This is a genomic window from Acidobacteriota bacterium, assembly GCA_040754075.1.
Lineage (GTDB): Bacteria > Acidobacteriota > Blastocatellia > UBA7656 > UBA7656 > JBFMDH01.
The window spans coordinates 1-14613 of the sequence record JBFMDH010000056.1 but is presented as its reverse complement, the minus strand read 5'-3'; the positions used below and the strand labels follow the sequence as shown (position 1 = coordinate 14613).

12 protein-coding genes are annotated in these 14613 nt (G+C 45.7%); all 12 read right to left on the bottom strand.

Annotated features, from left to right (window positions below):
* Nucleotides 1-126: 126 nt before the first annotated feature.
* Complete coding sequence (locus AB1757_30730; protein ID MEW6131444.1) at nucleotides 127-1125, bottom strand: glycosyltransferase; 999 nt, start codon at nucleotides 1123-1125, stop codon at nucleotides 127-129.
* 56 nt (nucleotides 1126-1181) lie between these two features.
* Entirely contained in the window at nucleotides 1182-2519 is a 1338-nt protein-coding gene (locus AB1757_30725; protein ID MEW6131443.1) for a glycosyltransferase family 39 protein, read from the bottom strand.
* 29 nt (nucleotides 2520-2548) lie between these two features.
* A complete protein-coding gene (locus AB1757_30720) occupies nucleotides 2549-3505 on the bottom strand; it encodes a glycosyltransferase family 2 protein (protein MEW6131442.1) in 957 nt (318 codons plus the stop codon).
* Nucleotides 3506-3509: 4 nt separating this feature from the next.
* Nucleotides 3510-5504: an asparagine synthase (glutamine-hydrolyzing) gene (gene asnB, locus AB1757_30715; protein ID MEW6131441.1), complete on the bottom strand. Its 1995-nt coding sequence runs from the start codon at nucleotides 5502-5504 to the stop codon at nucleotides 3510-3512.
* 73 nt (nucleotides 5505-5577) lie between these two features.
* Nucleotides 5578-6486, bottom strand: a complete 909-nt coding sequence (locus AB1757_30710) for a glycosyltransferase family 2 protein (protein ID MEW6131440.1) — start codon at nucleotides 6484-6486, stop codon at nucleotides 5578-5580.
* Between the two features lie 118 nt (nucleotides 6487-6604).
* Complete coding sequence (locus tag AB1757_30705; GenBank protein MEW6131439.1) at nucleotides 6605-7375, bottom strand: class I SAM-dependent methyltransferase; 771 nt, start codon at nucleotides 7373-7375, stop codon at nucleotides 6605-6607.
* Nucleotides 7353-8897, bottom strand: a complete 1545-nt coding sequence (locus tag AB1757_30700; protein MEW6131438.1) for a hypothetical protein — start codon at nucleotides 8895-8897, stop codon at nucleotides 7353-7355. Before AB1757_30700 ends, AB1757_30705 begins: the two co-directional genes overlap by 23 nt.
* 23 nt (nucleotides 8898-8920) lie before the next feature.
* Nucleotides 8921-10162 (bottom strand): glycosyltransferase family 4 protein, encoded by a 1242-nt coding sequence (locus AB1757_30695; GenBank protein ID MEW6131437.1) that lies wholly within the window; start codon nucleotides 10160-10162, stop codon nucleotides 8921-8923.
* 338 nt (nucleotides 10163-10500) lie between these two features.
* Complete coding sequence (locus AB1757_30690) at nucleotides 10501-11661, bottom strand: glycosyltransferase family 4 protein (protein MEW6131436.1); 1161 nt, start codon at nucleotides 11659-11661, stop codon at nucleotides 10501-10503.
* Nucleotides 11662-11670: 9 nt separating this feature from the next.
* Nucleotides 11671-12627 (bottom strand): glycosyltransferase, encoded by a 957-nt coding sequence (locus AB1757_30685; GenBank protein MEW6131435.1) that lies wholly within the window; start codon nucleotides 12625-12627, stop codon nucleotides 11671-11673.
* Between the two features lie 36 nt (nucleotides 12628-12663).
* Nucleotides 12664-13278, bottom strand: a complete 615-nt coding sequence (locus tag AB1757_30680; GenBank protein MEW6131434.1) for a class I SAM-dependent methyltransferase — start codon at nucleotides 13276-13278, stop codon at nucleotides 12664-12666.
* 88 nt (nucleotides 13279-13366) lie between these two features.
* Nucleotides 13367-14110 carry a methyltransferase domain-containing protein gene (locus AB1757_30675; protein ID MEW6131433.1) on the bottom strand — a complete coding sequence of 248 codons (744 nt, stop codon included), beginning with the start codon at nucleotides 14108-14110 and terminating at the stop codon, nucleotides 13367-13369.
* Between the last annotated feature and the right edge of the window lie 503 nt (nucleotides 14111-14613).

Sequence of the window (14613 nt, the reverse complement as noted above, 5' to 3'; positions counted from 1 at the left end):
CTTTTGTTGACCTTTGCTGATCAGGGCTGTCAAATAACTCTCATCTTTTTCGCTTAGTTTTATATGTTCTTTTTTCATGATAAAACTAAATGACTAAAAGACGTAAAAACTTAGAAAACGGTGTATTCATGGTTTCGGGAATATCTTTTTCAGTCCGATTACAAAGTGGGAGTAATCCCGTCTAGGCAAAAAACCCAGATTGCTTCTACCGTTCAAAATCATAAAGGCAAACAGCAGGACAATCATTACAGCCTGCATCAGAATGATAAAAAAGGATGTGACCAGCGTGGATGCCCATCCGGGAATTGCATAGGTAGTCGCGGTTCTGATGATGATGACAATGGCAATCGCCACGATACTAATCGTGATCAACCCCAAGGTAGCAAGCAATGCTCTAACCCCGATAATGTCCCCGTGAACTGAAATCGCGCCAAGTCCATGCATAACCAAAGAGACAAAATTCATTCGTGAACGCCCTGCCAAACGACGACCTCTGGCAGTAGGGATTTCAGCATAGGGTATTTTGGCTTTTAAGATGCCTGCGGCATAATGGTTCCAAATTTCGGAAACCACAACTAACCGTTTCAGCATTGCGCAAGGAATGATACTGAAATTGCCTACTCTTACTTTTGAACCTGACAGAAGATAATAAATTCCTTTATACAACACATAGAAGATTCTGAAGGTTCGACTCTCGGAGCGCCGCGTTCTTAAAGCAAAAATGACTTTACTCTCCGCTTGCCGTTTGTATGCCTGAACAAGTCTCGGCACCTCTTTAGGGTCATCTTCACCATCCGAGTCCATGACGATAACTGCCTCGCACGGTTTATTCGCCTCCACATAAGCCAATCCCACTGCAATTGCCCGCTGATGACCGAGATTACGCGCCAGTTCCAGTATCTCCAGATGCCTTATCGCCTTGAAACGATTTATCTGCTTCAACCCGCAAAAAGGTCTTGATGAACCGTCATCAATAGCCAGAATATCTACCTCTAAGTTATCTGCCTGAAGCGATGCATCCAAAGCATCAAGCAGCAGTTCAAACGCTTCCCAATCATTAAAAATCGGGGTCACGATTAACAAGCCATTGTGCGAACCCAACTTCGCTGTGGTTTGCTCCATCATTTGGTAAAATAGCCCGGAGTCAGCAATCCGAGGATACTTGCGCTAGTAAAACCAATTTAATTTGACGACCATTGCTTTAGAGAATCGCTTGATTCCCGAAACGGATTGGTCCGCATACTTTCAAGCCGATTAAAAGCGTAATCTAACGTCACACCAGCATAAATCAGAAGAAAAGGTCTGCCCGGAAATGAATATCGCGTTTCAACATGAAAAACGAGATGAATAACTGTCAGATAAAGAGGAATAATCCACAACGCCCAGTGCTTGAAGATATGCTTTCTGCAAAAAAAGATGCCCGGAATTAACAGCAAAATCAAACCTGCATAATTGACATAAGCAATTTTGTGAAAGCGTCGTATAAGCGAATCACCCACACCCCATATCGCCAGTAGGCGCGAGGGCAACCCTGCAATCATTCGGAGGGTGCCCACCTGTTGTAATTTATCAATTGCCTCGGTTGAATACCTCTCATTCATGGCTATCTCTTCCTGAATGATCGATGCCGGGTGCAATTCACTCTCTACCTGATGCCGGCGGGCGTCGTTTTCTGAAATGATTTCCGCCCAGTCTTCACCGGTCAGTTGAAAATTTCTCTCCTGCGCATACTGTTGCGCTGAGATTAAGAAACTCCAACCCGCAATCGAACTTAAAACTACTCTGTTTGATACGAGAAAATTCCTGAGTAACCAAGGCCCTACGCACATTGATATACCCAGCGTTAGAAGCGCTATCATCGCGATTCGCCGTTGCCACGGGACAATTTTTTTGTGAAGCAAATAAACAATTAATGGAAAAATTGCAACCAAGCCAAAGGAAGGTCGCACTAAAATCAGGATGCCGGCTGTCCCCCCAATCAGCAGCGCGATTTGCAATTGTCTTTTCGGATGAGCCAAGCTGAGTTCTAAAAGCAGAATCAAACCGACAGCCAGAAAAGTCGCAAATATCTCAGTCAACCTGTAGGTTGCGATGAACACCAGCGGCGGATAGGTAACACAGAGTAACGCCGCAATTACAGCCGCGCGACGATTCACAAAACGAGCGGCTAAAAGATACAGTAACCAGCCAGTGGTTGCTAATAATACAAATTGAACAATCAAAACCGGCACCTGAGCACGCCAACCGAGCAAATAGATCAATGCGAGAAAAAGCGGATAACCGGGTGTCACATTAATGATTGGTTCATAAGGTGGTTCGTTAACCCAGGAAAATCTATGATGATCTAAAAGGTTTTCAGCCAGAAGGCTATATGAAGCTTCGTCTTTAGTCGGCGCGGAATTTATGCCCAAGCCATTGAAGGCAATCAATATCAGAATTTCGAGACCCACAGTTAGCAACAGCAAAAGCAGGATTCTGCTATGATATGCGCGAATCAGATTTAATAATATTGGTTTCATCAGCAAACGCTCTTCAGTGTATGAAAAGATTATGGCGATTGGAGCCGGATAAATCCCGAAACTAATTTTCCGCGCCGGGCACCATAATCAGCGATGCCTCTTTTTGTCGCCGTCTGCAAGCCTAAATCATAGACCAAGGCAAGCGGTTTAATAGGAACCCCCTTGCCGTTGTCGAATGGTTCCATCAAACGCGCGGCGGCAAGGCAAACCATCTCCAGAGCCTGTCCACCCAATCGGCTTTTGACTGGCTCAAATCGATTAATTTGCAACTCAGGATGTCGTGCTCTCAAATAGGCATATGCGATACCTATTCTGTAAGAACGATTCAACCGCGCTTTGAATCTTTCTGTAAAGTGATGATGGGCGATTGCCTTTGGCGCAAAGTGCATTTCCATTCCCGCTGCGGTTAAACGCAGACCAAATTCCATATCTTCGCCACATCGGAGTTCTGCAAGCTCTTCACTATATCCGCCCAAACGAAAGTAGAGGTCTCGCGCCATTGATAAATTGCCTGACCAGAAATCGAAAGCCGTTGGTTTACGGTTAGCCAGCGTGGATTTTGGCCCGTCATAAATGTATGCCATCATCCGATCAAAGGGGTGTGTCCCCACGGCAGAAATGATATTTCCCAATACGCAACTATCAGGATGCGTCTCATGCACTTTCAAGTGTTCGGCGACCAGTTGCGGTTCAACGAGCATATCGTCATCAACAAAAATCAGTATCGGAGACCTAGCTGCCAAAGCTCCGGCATGGCGGCAACGCGCGCCGCCGGATCGTTGTTCTTCAATCGTTCTAATATGCGACCAGCGCTTCGTCGCTTCAAGAACAACCGCTGCGGTCGCGTCGGTAGAATGGTTATTGACAATAATCACTTCATAAGGAACTTCGGTCTCCTGTTCGGCAAAGGCAGGCAAAAATCGCTTCAATAAATCCGCTCGATTTTTGGTCGGCACGATAATGCTCGCTGCAAATTTTTCACTCATGTCTTTATCCGACAGTTGCCCGACCATTAGAGAGATAGGCAGGAGAATCCACACGAACCGGTTGAACCTTATCGAGCACCTGGCAACACCATAGTTCAAGCATCATCAACAGCCACGGCTGCGCCCAGAAAAATTTTTCTTGTTGAACCGCGTTCTTCACCTCCTGCACGGCTTGCGGGTTCAATAATCCGCGTTTTCGCACCTGAGCATCAGAGAGCGCATCAAACAAAACCTCGCGCAACGGCGCTTTCAACCAATGCTCAAAGGGCATGGCGAAACCTCGTTTGGGTTGCAGGTCAAAATTTTCCGGTAGAAAGCGCTTGCCAATATCTAACAAAATACGTTTTGCGCCGCTGTCTCTGTAAGTATAGGTTTGAGGAAGATTTTCGGATTTCGCCAATTTTGCCTCATCCGGCAAAGAAAGTGCGGCATCGGCAACCACCGGGTCAAGGAAAGGCACGCGCACTTCCAGCGAGTGAATCATTGAAACCGCATCGCTGTCGCGCAACAGTTGATTGCTGTTATAACCGCGCAAACAAAGTCCTGTCACCCGCTGAATCGTCGAACCGTCAGGCACTTCATCAATCGCTATTAAATCGTCATACAACGGGCGTCCTGCCTGCGCCGTTCTCCGCAAATCGGGCGCTAATAATTTCGCTGCGCCTGCGGCTCCGAATATTTGATAGGTATTGCCATATCTCGTAACAAACCCCGAAAGGTTTCTGGCTCGCAAAATAGTTTGACCGAACGGAAGCGCCAGCGAAGAGTTAAACAGGTGATTGCCGGCGATTGCCGAGATGCCCGATCTGGCAATTGAATTGAAGGGCTTTGCCTGACGTCGGAGTTGGTCGGCAACCATAAAGATAAACCAGGGGTAACCGGCAAACAGTTCATCTCCACCGTTGCCCGAAATGGCTACCGTCACGGCTTGGCGTGCCGCCATTGACACAAAATAGGTATTGGCTCCATCAACCGATGGTTGGTCAAGTCCAAATGCCAGATGTTCGATTCGATCCCGCACTTCAGAGCCACGAACCAGAACGCGGGTGTGCTCGGTGCCAATAAATCGCGCCGTCTTCTCTGCTTCATCGCTTTCGTCAAATGAACTTCCTTCGCTCTCAAAGCCAACTGAAAACGTCTTGATTTTGTGCCTGACCTCGCGCGCCATCATGGCAACCAGCAATGATGAATCGACACCGCCGCTTAAAAAAGCACCTAACGGCACATCACTAACCATCTGTAATCGAACTGATTCCTGTAACACCTCAGTCATCTCATTAACTAACTCATCGTAAGAGGCGGTCTGGAATTCGGGTCTGCGACTGGCATCCAATGACCAGTAGCGTTCAATGCGCTCTCTGCCCCGCGCAATAATCATGCGATGAGCAGGCAAAAGCATTTTCACGCCTTTCAAGATGGTGTGGGGTTGGTAAACCGAACCGTAGGTGAGCAGCAATCTGAGCGCCACAGGATCAATTTCGGGCGGTACGAGACCGCTGGCTAATAACGTTTTTATCTCCGAAGCAAAAACGACTTGATTGCCTGCGCGCGCAACAAGCAGTGGTTTGATACCGAAATGATCCCTGGCAAGCAGCAAGCGTTCAAGTCCGCGCCCGCGACGCTTGTCATAAATTGCCAGCGCAAACATTCCGCGAAGCCGTAACAGAAAATCATCACCATAATGTTCATACATCCGCAGCACGACCTCGGTATCGGAACGCGAACGAAATGAATAACCTTTCGCTTCCAATATCGCGCGTTCGCTTTGGAAGTTATAAACTTCACCGTTATAAACCATCCAAACCGTTTCGTCGTGATTGCTCATCGGTTGATGTCCGCTCGCACCGGTATCGATTATGGCTAAACGGGTCATCCCCAGCGTGATGGCTGAGTCATGGTAGATGCCAAAGTCATCCGGCCCGCGATGATACATGGCATCTACCATGGCGCGAACTGTATGCGGATCGTCTTTTCCCCAAATTCCACAAATACCACACATAATATTTCACATGGAATAAGACACTAAAATTACTAAAGAGATGTTAATGAAAAGAGAAAGAAGGTAGCGAGTTTCAGTTTGTTCGCCAGCGTCCGTAATACCATTCGGTGAAGACAAACCGTTCGCGCTCCTGTGAGTTTTTCAGCGCCCGTTGCGATTTGCGGCGGTGCTCCATCAAATAAGGCAATTTGCGCGCGACCATTATCAATCCGTCGGCGACGGCACGCCGAGTCAGTTCATTGGTGCGCGGTGAAATCAAATACCTCAATCCGCGTATGAGATGCGCAGCCAGTCCCTGCCAAGAATCATATTTAAAATGCATAGCAAAACTAAACTTGATGGAATGGCTCAACTCAATAGGCTTTTGTTGCCCATCAGGCAGAACTGAATCGTGCCTTACCCGCGCGCGCGGTTCATAAACGCATCGCCATCCCGCAAGCCACATTCGCCAACTGAGGTCGACATCTTCACAATAAATTGGATGAAAGAACGTATCGAATCCGCCAATTGAGGTGAAAATCTCGCGTTTGGCAAGAACAGAACCGCCTGAGCACCAATCGGTGTAATGGGTCATCGGATCAAACCATTTGGAAAGTTCATGGGGGTATTGCGCAGCTTCGACTAATCCGGCTCGCGGTTCGCTCAAGGCACGCTCCGCCAATATCCTCACCATATCGCTATCAACCTGAGTATCCGGATTTAAGAATAAAATATAATCGCCGTTCCCATGAAAAGCCCCCCGATTACAACCACCCGCAAACCCAAGGTTTGCGCCGCTTTCAATTAACTCTGCTGCAAATGGCAAGGTGGGTAATAGTTCTTTGAGAAGGGGCACAGCACCATCCGTTGAGCCATTATCCACGATAATTAATTTAAGCTTATCCGAAGGATAGGCTAAACCACTAAGTGCTTGAATATATTTTGGAAAATGTTTTGCGTCGCTATAACTGAGCGTCACAATATCAACGGTTGGCAATTCCATTTTGTGCTCCAAGTGAGAAATCCTAAAGGATTTAAGGAAACGAATTACTTTCTGGTGCCGGCTACGGTATTAATGAGCCTGTCAACTAATAAATGGGCGTTCTGTCTTTACTAATTCTTTACTCCATTATTGTCCGTTTAACAAAATAAATGTCTCGATAACAACTACCGATATGTAAGAATGGTCGCATAATACGAATTGCCCAAGTTATCAAATAATCGAGTAAACCTTGCGGTAAGCCTCTTGATGAAACATATTTTGTCGAAATGCGACGTATTTGGAGATTAAAATTTCGGATAACTTTAATTTCAGCGGTTTTATCCACGGTATGTATCATTGCCAAAACATCACCTCGATTTGGTAATCCATTTTCGAGATGTTCTACGAGCATTGTGTCAACCGGCATTCCTTGATTTTTTTGATACTCTGCAATTTCTCGATCTTGTCGTTCAGCGTCTTTGCCAACGGGCACCGCTATTACCACAAATTTACTTGCGACGCGCATGATTTCTTTCACTCCTTGTGGTCGCTCTTCTGGACTGAGGTGCTCCAGCATATCGGAAGAAATTACAGTCTCGAAAGATGCATCTGCAAAAGGTAACAATGTCACATCTGCTTTTACCGCAACTAAATTTGGAACTCGTGATTCATTGAAATTCATATCAACCCCAACAACACTCTTCCCAGACCATGCTGCCAATCCCCAGTTGCCACTGCCTACCTCAAGAATTTCGCCTTCCACTTCTGCTTTTTTCAAGAGTGATTCGATAGCATCATACCGAAGGAATATATCGTGCCAAGGATTCATAAAGTGATGACGCCAAGTTATTTTCCGATGCTTAGGAACAGCCGTACTTAGGTACGTATTAGTCTTTGCTTGATTCATCATAAAGCCCTTTCCTTTTTCCCGATATTAATCCCCCTCTAATTGCTAAAGGAATCAAAAGAAAATAGCTAACAAGAAACGCTATGATAGCCCCTTGTGCGGATGAGCGATACGTGAAAAATTTTTCAACTATGAATAAAACCATTGAGAGATAAATTATAGGGAAAAGCCACTCCCCATAAAAACCAACCTTTTCTTTCAATGCCATCCGAAAATGGCTAATCACGTAACCAATATGAGTCATTGAATACAGAATGTATGTAAGCAAAGATCCCAAAGCGATGCTAAGAATGCCATATCCCAAGCGAATTAAAACCAAGTCTATTATCACATTAAAAATCAAAGAAGGGGTGATGATGTATAGATTGCGATAATGTTTATTGATAGCAAACAGAAAGGTTGTCACTCCTGCATTTACCACTAGAAAGTAAAAAGCGAGTAGGAGTATATGCATAGGACGGAGACTTTCAATATACTTGGGATAAAAGCGTGTAATCAAAAATCCTCCGATTATCCAAAGTCCAGCAATGGCAAATGGAACGATGAGCGCATGCAATCTGATGGGCTTGAAAGTTATCTCTCTTATTGACTCGATATTTCCGCCGGATTGCGCGTATTCGCGGATTAAACGTGGACCGACGACAACGCCGGTGGCAATGCTGATCATTCGCACCACTTCCGTCGCCATCAATGCGATGTTGTAAAGCCCGACTTCCCGCACGCTGAAATAACGCAAGACAATCAACTGGTCAATATAAATCAAATTATGATCTATCAGCGCCAATGCAATAAACGGTAGCCCGATAATCAGGTAGCGTTTTATCACTTTGATGGGAGGAAGCGCGGGAAACGTGATGTTGCCGTTGGTTAAACTCCACACAAAAGTAGCAGCAGGCGCAAGCGCAGAGGCGGTGAGCAGCCCAGTTAATCCCCATATCCAGGTGAGCGTTACGCCTAAAGCAAAATCCGTAGCGGCAGCAATCGTCGTCGCCCGACTGAATTCTTTGGTGCGTGACTGCGCGTACCACTGGGTTAAAACGATGTTCAAGATGATTGAAGGAAAGGCGATGGCAGGAAAAACCGTCAGGCTGAGCCGCATCGAAGGCTCTAAATGAGGTAAGCGAGAGATTGCCAGTACGACTAAAGTGACCGCCGCAATACTGATTAATTTCAACCCGCTCAACCAGCTTGCCGCGCGCTTCGCATCTTGAGGTTCGCCTTTCCCTAAGGCTTCGGTTATTTCGCGGGATGCGGCGTTTGAGGTTCCCAAATCGGCATATTGCGCATAGGCAAGAATAATGGCTATGGTTCCCGAAATCCCAAAGACTTCGGGGGCAACCAATTTCGCAATGATCAATCCCCTGGCGACAGTAAAAATTTTCGCGGTGATGGATGCGCTCAGAACGCGCCCAAAGGCAGCGATTGTCGGATGACGCTCGGTTAATTTGCCCCAGTAATGAAAAAGCCTTTGCTCTTTCATTACTGCGGGTTGTTCGGTTTCATTGATTGCCACATTGGTTGACATTGTCTAATGCAGATTAAACTCATTTACTTTTGATGATTCATCGCGACTGCTTCAACTCTCGGGTCATCGTTTTTCGCCTGAGTTTGGTTTATGACCTGTTCATAAATCCGGGCGAGGGTTTCAGCCGCAGGCACCGGATGAAACCGATGACTGACCGATTTAACCGCCGCTTCTTTTAGTGTCTGTCTGCGCACAGGGTCAGACAACAACAGACAAACCGCATCGGCAATTGCCTGAGCATCTTTGGGCGGCACCAGCCAGCCATCAACCTGATGCTCGATGATTTCGGGGATAGGAGGCATCTGGCTTGCCACGCAAACACAACCGACCGCCATCGCTTCAATCAAAGCAATACCCAATCCTTCGTACAGTGAGGGAAAGACAAACAGGTCGCAATAGTGCAGCCAATCGCTTACATCGCTACGCACACCTAGTAAATGAACAGCATCTGATACTCCCCAAGCGATACTTTCCTGTTTGATCAAACCAAGATAGCCGCTGTCGTTTTGAGCGCCTATTGAAACCAAATGGGCAGTGGGAAATTGCTCTCTAATTTTCGGCAGGGCGCGAATCGCATAAAGCAAACCTTTTTGCCGGGAAATGCGGCTGATGTTCAGCAGCAATATACTCTCTTTAGGAATGCCACATTCGTTTAATAAATCTTCACGTTTGCGAGTTGGCGGGGCTTGAAATTTCGCAATATCTATGGGGTTATAAAGCAGGTCTATGCGTTCAGTTGGAAATGACAAATGCAGGTTGGCGCGCGCTTTGACATACTCACTCACGGCAATCATACGATTGCAAGCCCTACGCGCCGTCCAGCTGTCTATGGCGCGAAAAAAGCCTCTCTTGAAACGACTAACCGTCGAACCCGTGTCCCAGGCTTCCGCGTCATAATCGGGGTTGTGAATCGAGCTGATCACCGGAATTCCCAGACGTCTTGCGGCTAGACGGCCGATGACATTAGCTGCCCACAAGTGTGTGTGTATGAGATCGGGCTTTTCCTGACGCAGCAACGCTTGCAATCGTTTGATGCCTGCAGGTAAATTCCGGTAAGAATTACAATCGAGGCAATAGGTAGTTACGCCGAGTTGCTGAATGGGTTCAAGCCAGTGAGTTCCGCGAGGATAGACCATAATGACAGTATTTTGAAATTTTTCAGGATCAAGATTTTTTAAGTTCGTATAAAGCAACCGCTCCGCGCCGCCGGAACCCAGCGATTCAATCACATGAATGACTTTCAAAATCTTGGTTTCGTTTCTCACAATTCGTAGCCTTTATGTGCTCTGACATCTATGATAACCGAAGACGTTTTCGCAATCTCATAAAAAACCGATGAAACCTCCGGTTCATACCCATACCATTCCTTCCAAAATACCTGATTAGTAATCCCTTCTCCTCTTGACCAAAGTCGCATAGCCCGATTATTGGGAAGTTGTGAACGGACAAGCCCAACTCTGGGTAAATGCAACATCCACCCAACCGGCAGGTAAATTTAGTAATTTACACATGGATTTAATTAAAGAGGTCGCCAGATAGTTGAAGGGCTGAGTGTATCTCCTCTTTCTGAGAAGATTTTTAATGGAAGTTCCGTGAGAATTTCTCATCGAACTGACAAAGAAACCGCCTGATTTCCGTGATAGGAATTATAATACTCTTCCATCCTTGCCATTTGAGATTGAAAACTCCCATCGGTTTTTATTGTTTCATATGCGGATGATACCAATGACTTTGCAAACTCAGAATGAGCTAAGAGTTCAAGTAAAGCCGTGTGTAAAGCCGCGACGTTTCCGATTTTAACTGCTAATACGGTTTTCCCGTTCTCTATATAACGGCTGTCATAATCGGGAATATCGCTCACAATTACTGGAGTACCGGATGCCATTGATTCAAGGACGGACATGGGTGTGCCATCTGTTACAGGAACCGAAATCGTAATATCTGCCAATCTGTAATAGTCCGGCATCTCTTCATGGGGGATGGTTTCTACAAACCGCACTCGATCTTCCGCGCCGCTGTTTTTCACAATCTCACGAACTCTCTTTTCATACTGCTCATCTTTTGCAGTCGCCACCACCGCAAATAAAAAATAGACCTGCGGGTTTTCCTTACAAACTGACTGAATTGCCGAGGCAATGAAATCGATGTTGTAGAGGGGGCGCATCAATCGCGGGCTGAAAACGATTTTTGCATTCGGAGGAATTTGTAAACGCTCTAATAAATATTGCGGTTTATTCCCGCAATAAAATTTATTGAGATCAACCCCGCCATGCACGACCTCGACGGGCGTTTCCGGCAAACAGAACTGCCGGACGACGTGTACAAGATTATGCGACCAGCAGGTAATGAAATCGGCTTTTTGCAGAGCCAACGGGCTGAAAAACCTGGCAAGGCGACCTTCTGGTTCCCAGTCAGCGCCGCAAACATCTCCGCCCATCACCGTCAGAAAAAACGGATGAAAATTGCTTAAGGCTGCATACCAGGCATGAAAACTGAGAAAATGTGTATGTAAAATATCTATTTTTTCACGGCGTAAAAATTGTCGTAACCAACGCCAATTTTGAATGGTTATCCAGAATCGCTTGATATGGAAGCGCCCCAATTCGCCTTGATAAATCCCACCCGCTTCTTGAATCGCGCGAATATGCTGTGGTTCCAAAGGGCTGAATGAAATGAAATGCATTTCGTGCCCTTGTTCATGAAAAAAACGCAGCCATCTGTAAGAATGGATATATCTTCCGTCAGCTAGATAACAAATTCGCATATGCAATATTTAAGATAATGCAGATACCCGCTTTGCCAGCCAGTTTTTCCCAAGTTTGGCAACCTGGGTTAATTGGTGAATATCGTTAGAAATCGCCTGCACCACTGCGCGTCCTGCAGCAGTCATCTTGCCTGCATAAAAGCAACTGACTGCCAGTTCGGTTTGCACTTCGGCTATCCGGTGTTTTGCCGCTTCACCAAGATTTTTCAACTCCGGGTTGCGCGTTAAGGCAATCTGCAAACATCTCAACTTCTCTTCAGCGACCTTGATACCATTGGCTGCGCCAGAACTGTTGCCGCCATGATTGCGATAACGGGCAAGCGCCTGATGGCAGTAATAGACTTCATATCCGCTGCCAGCCACACGCAAGGCAAAATCATAATCATCTAATGGAAAGATGGATTGATCGAGATAACCGACTTTATCGAACACTTCACGGCGCAGCGTAAATCCCGGAAAACAATTTGAAAACAGAAAAATATCCTCCAGACATCTCAGCCCGCTCTTGACAGGGTAATTTTTCACCACGCTGTTCATTTCGTGCCAGGTGCGCCCTTCGTTCATAATTCGACTTTCTGCATCTATCATCAAGGCGTCACAGCAGAACAGACCGAGTTTGGGATATTTGCGAAAGGTTTCAACGGCAGTTTGTATATGATGTGGCTCTAAAACATCATCGCTGTCTATGTAGGTGATGAATTCCCCAGTAGACAATTTCACACCAGTGTTACGCGCCGCGGACGCGCCACTGTTTTTCTGTTCATGAATTTTTGCAAATTGATAGCGCGGCTCGGCGCGCAACCATTCAACCGTTCCATCGCTTGAGCCATCATCCACGATGATGGTTTCAAGATACGGATAGGTTTGCGCTTTGACAGCGTTTAAACATTCACCAATCCAATTTCGGCGGTTATAGGTTGGAATGATAATAGAAACCAAATCTTTCACGAAAGTGTGCTCAGACATCAATTTATCCTATCGAATCTTGAGGGGTACTTGAAATTAACCTTTACGCCCCAGGTAATAACAGGAACTGGCTACAGTATGCAGCGACGGAATTTTTTCGAGAAAGTAATCTGCGTATTTGATTGGAAAGACGCACCATCCAATTAAGGTCGAGGCATATCTGTGAACATTGTATTTTCCCCTGGATATTGCTCCTGCCAAGGTCTCTCTTAAAATCCAGGTGATCGTTGAGGCAGGTCCAATATGAATGCCGGTCTCAACCTCTTTCAATGGCAGGCAAAGGTGCGCAAGCCCTGGACGGGTGCGTCGCATCATATCAATCGGGCATTCGTGATAAGGTTGCAGGAAAGGCATCTCTGTGTAAAAAAGCCCGCCGGGCTTCAAAACACGGTAACATTCGGTTATCGTCTGCTGAGCATCTTCAACGTGTTCCAATACGCCCTGGAGAATCACCAAATCTACGAAGTTATCTGCAAATGGAAGGGCAAGCGCAGAGGCTAATACATCGGTTTCGCCTGAATCATAAATATCAACATTGATAATGTTGGTGCTGATGCGAGTCGCTCCGGCACCAACATTCAAAGCGATGCCCTTTTCATCAATGCTCGTCACTAATGACGCGATTCTTTTTTGAGTTCGTGAAGTAACCAAAAATGGCTCCGGCGCTACCGCCCCAAAAGCACGGAGTCTTTTAATGAGCTTTAACATAAAACTTATTCGAGGAGGAAAGTAATCGTGATTACCCGTTCCATTGCCCGATATAAAAATAACGATTACCCGAATTTTTTGGCATTAATGAAGAAAATAGTTTAGACCCTTGCCGCAAAAGAAAAAGTGCCATCGCACGCAAATCTTTAAACGTACTGAGGGAAACGGTGCCTGGTGCGGGCCAATCAATTTCACTGAGGGAAAGGTTTATTTCTGTAAGACCAAATCTTTGAAATAATAATCTCTGCCCTTTAAGGGTGGCGAGTAAAACGTGATAAGGTGGCATTTCTATAAACGTCGATTTCTTGATTGTCCTGGTCAGTTTAATCACATGAAAATAGAGATTGGCATTTCCTTCAAGTGGTCCCTGAGCAACCAGATAGCCACCAGGTTTAATCATCTTCAATATTCTTGGGATATCATCCTCAATTCGAGTTAGGTGTTCGATTACGTCTCCAATATGGAGTACATCTGCAACTCCTTGCAATTGTGCTGTGGACGATAGTGGAAATACTGGCAGGTGGATTCTCTCAGAGGTCTCTTTTGCAACTTGCTCGTCAAATTCAACACCTATAGCCTGCCATTCCCTTTTATCCACCTCTGCGAGTAAGGCGCCTTTCCCGCACCCATAATCAACGAAGGTTCCGGGCTTTTGGGTTTCTAGCCAATGTAGAATTTTTTGTTGATCTTCGGTAGGTAGTTGTGTGTGTGCGGAGTAAAAATTATTTATATATTCAGGGCTGTACATGTGATAAAGAGTTACTTCATCAGGCATTGGATTACAATAAGAGGATTTGCAGTGTATACATTCAACAAATGGAAATTCCTGATTTCGATATAAAACTTTCCCAACCCAGGATGGACGAGACTTCTCGTTGCCACAAAGAGGACACCCCACACTTCACCTTCCTTAAATCTGTTGCGTAATAAGTTTTAAGAGCCTTCTACAAAAATTTCTTAAAATGGCTTCCGTTGCTCTTTACAGACCTTCTGGCGCGTTTTTAAGCTCGTAAACAAGCATCGGTTTTTTCCTTATTACGCAACAGGTTCCTTATAAATAACTGATGTTACGCAGCGAGAGGCTGCGGGTTGAGCTTGACAAGTTCCGCATAAGCGGACTTCAAATCTGATAAATAGATATTAAACTTTAATACACCGTTTTTTAAGTTTTGTTATATTTCTGATTGTCTGCATTGACCTTCTCATAATGCCTGTTCAATTTGCTTCTTGCAGACTCTATGGAAAATTGCCAATCTATTTTTATCTGTTTTTCTTCCC

Coding starts and splice junctions, on each gene's coding strand:
- AB1757_30675 (MEW6131433.1), bottom strand. CDS start 14,110: ATGCCTGATGAAGTAACTCTTTATCACATGTACAGCCCTGAATATATA.
- AB1757_30690 (MEW6131436.1), bottom strand. CDS start 11,661: ATGCGAATTTGTTATCTAGCTGACGGAAGATATATCCATTCTTACAGA.
- AB1757_30730 (MEW6131444.1), bottom strand. CDS start 1,125: ATGATGGAGCAAACCACAGCGAAGTTGGGTTCGCACAATGGCTTGTTA.
- AB1757_30725 (MEW6131443.1), bottom strand. CDS start 2,519: ATGAAACCAATATTATTAAATCTGATTCGCGCATATCATAGCAGAATC.
- AB1757_30700 (MEW6131438.1), bottom strand. CDS start 8,897: ATGTCAACCAATGTGGCAATCAATGAAACCGAACAACCCGCAGTAATG.
- asnB (MEW6131441.1), bottom strand. CDS start 5,504: ATGTGTGGTATTTGTGGAATTTGGGGAAAAGACGATCCGCATACAGTT.
- AB1757_30710 (MEW6131440.1), bottom strand. CDS start 6,486: ATGGAATTGCCAACCGTTGATATTGTGACGCTCAGTTATAGCGACGCA.
- AB1757_30685 (MEW6131435.1), bottom strand. CDS start 12,627: ATGTCTGAGCACACTTTCGTGAAAGATTTGGTTTCTATTATCATTCCA.
- AB1757_30705 (MEW6131439.1), bottom strand. CDS start 7,375: ATGATGAATCAAGCAAAGACTAATACGTACCTAAGTACGGCTGTTCCT.
- AB1757_30720 (MEW6131442.1), bottom strand. CDS start 3,505: ATGAGTGAAAAATTTGCAGCGAGCATTATCGTGCCGACCAAAAATCGA.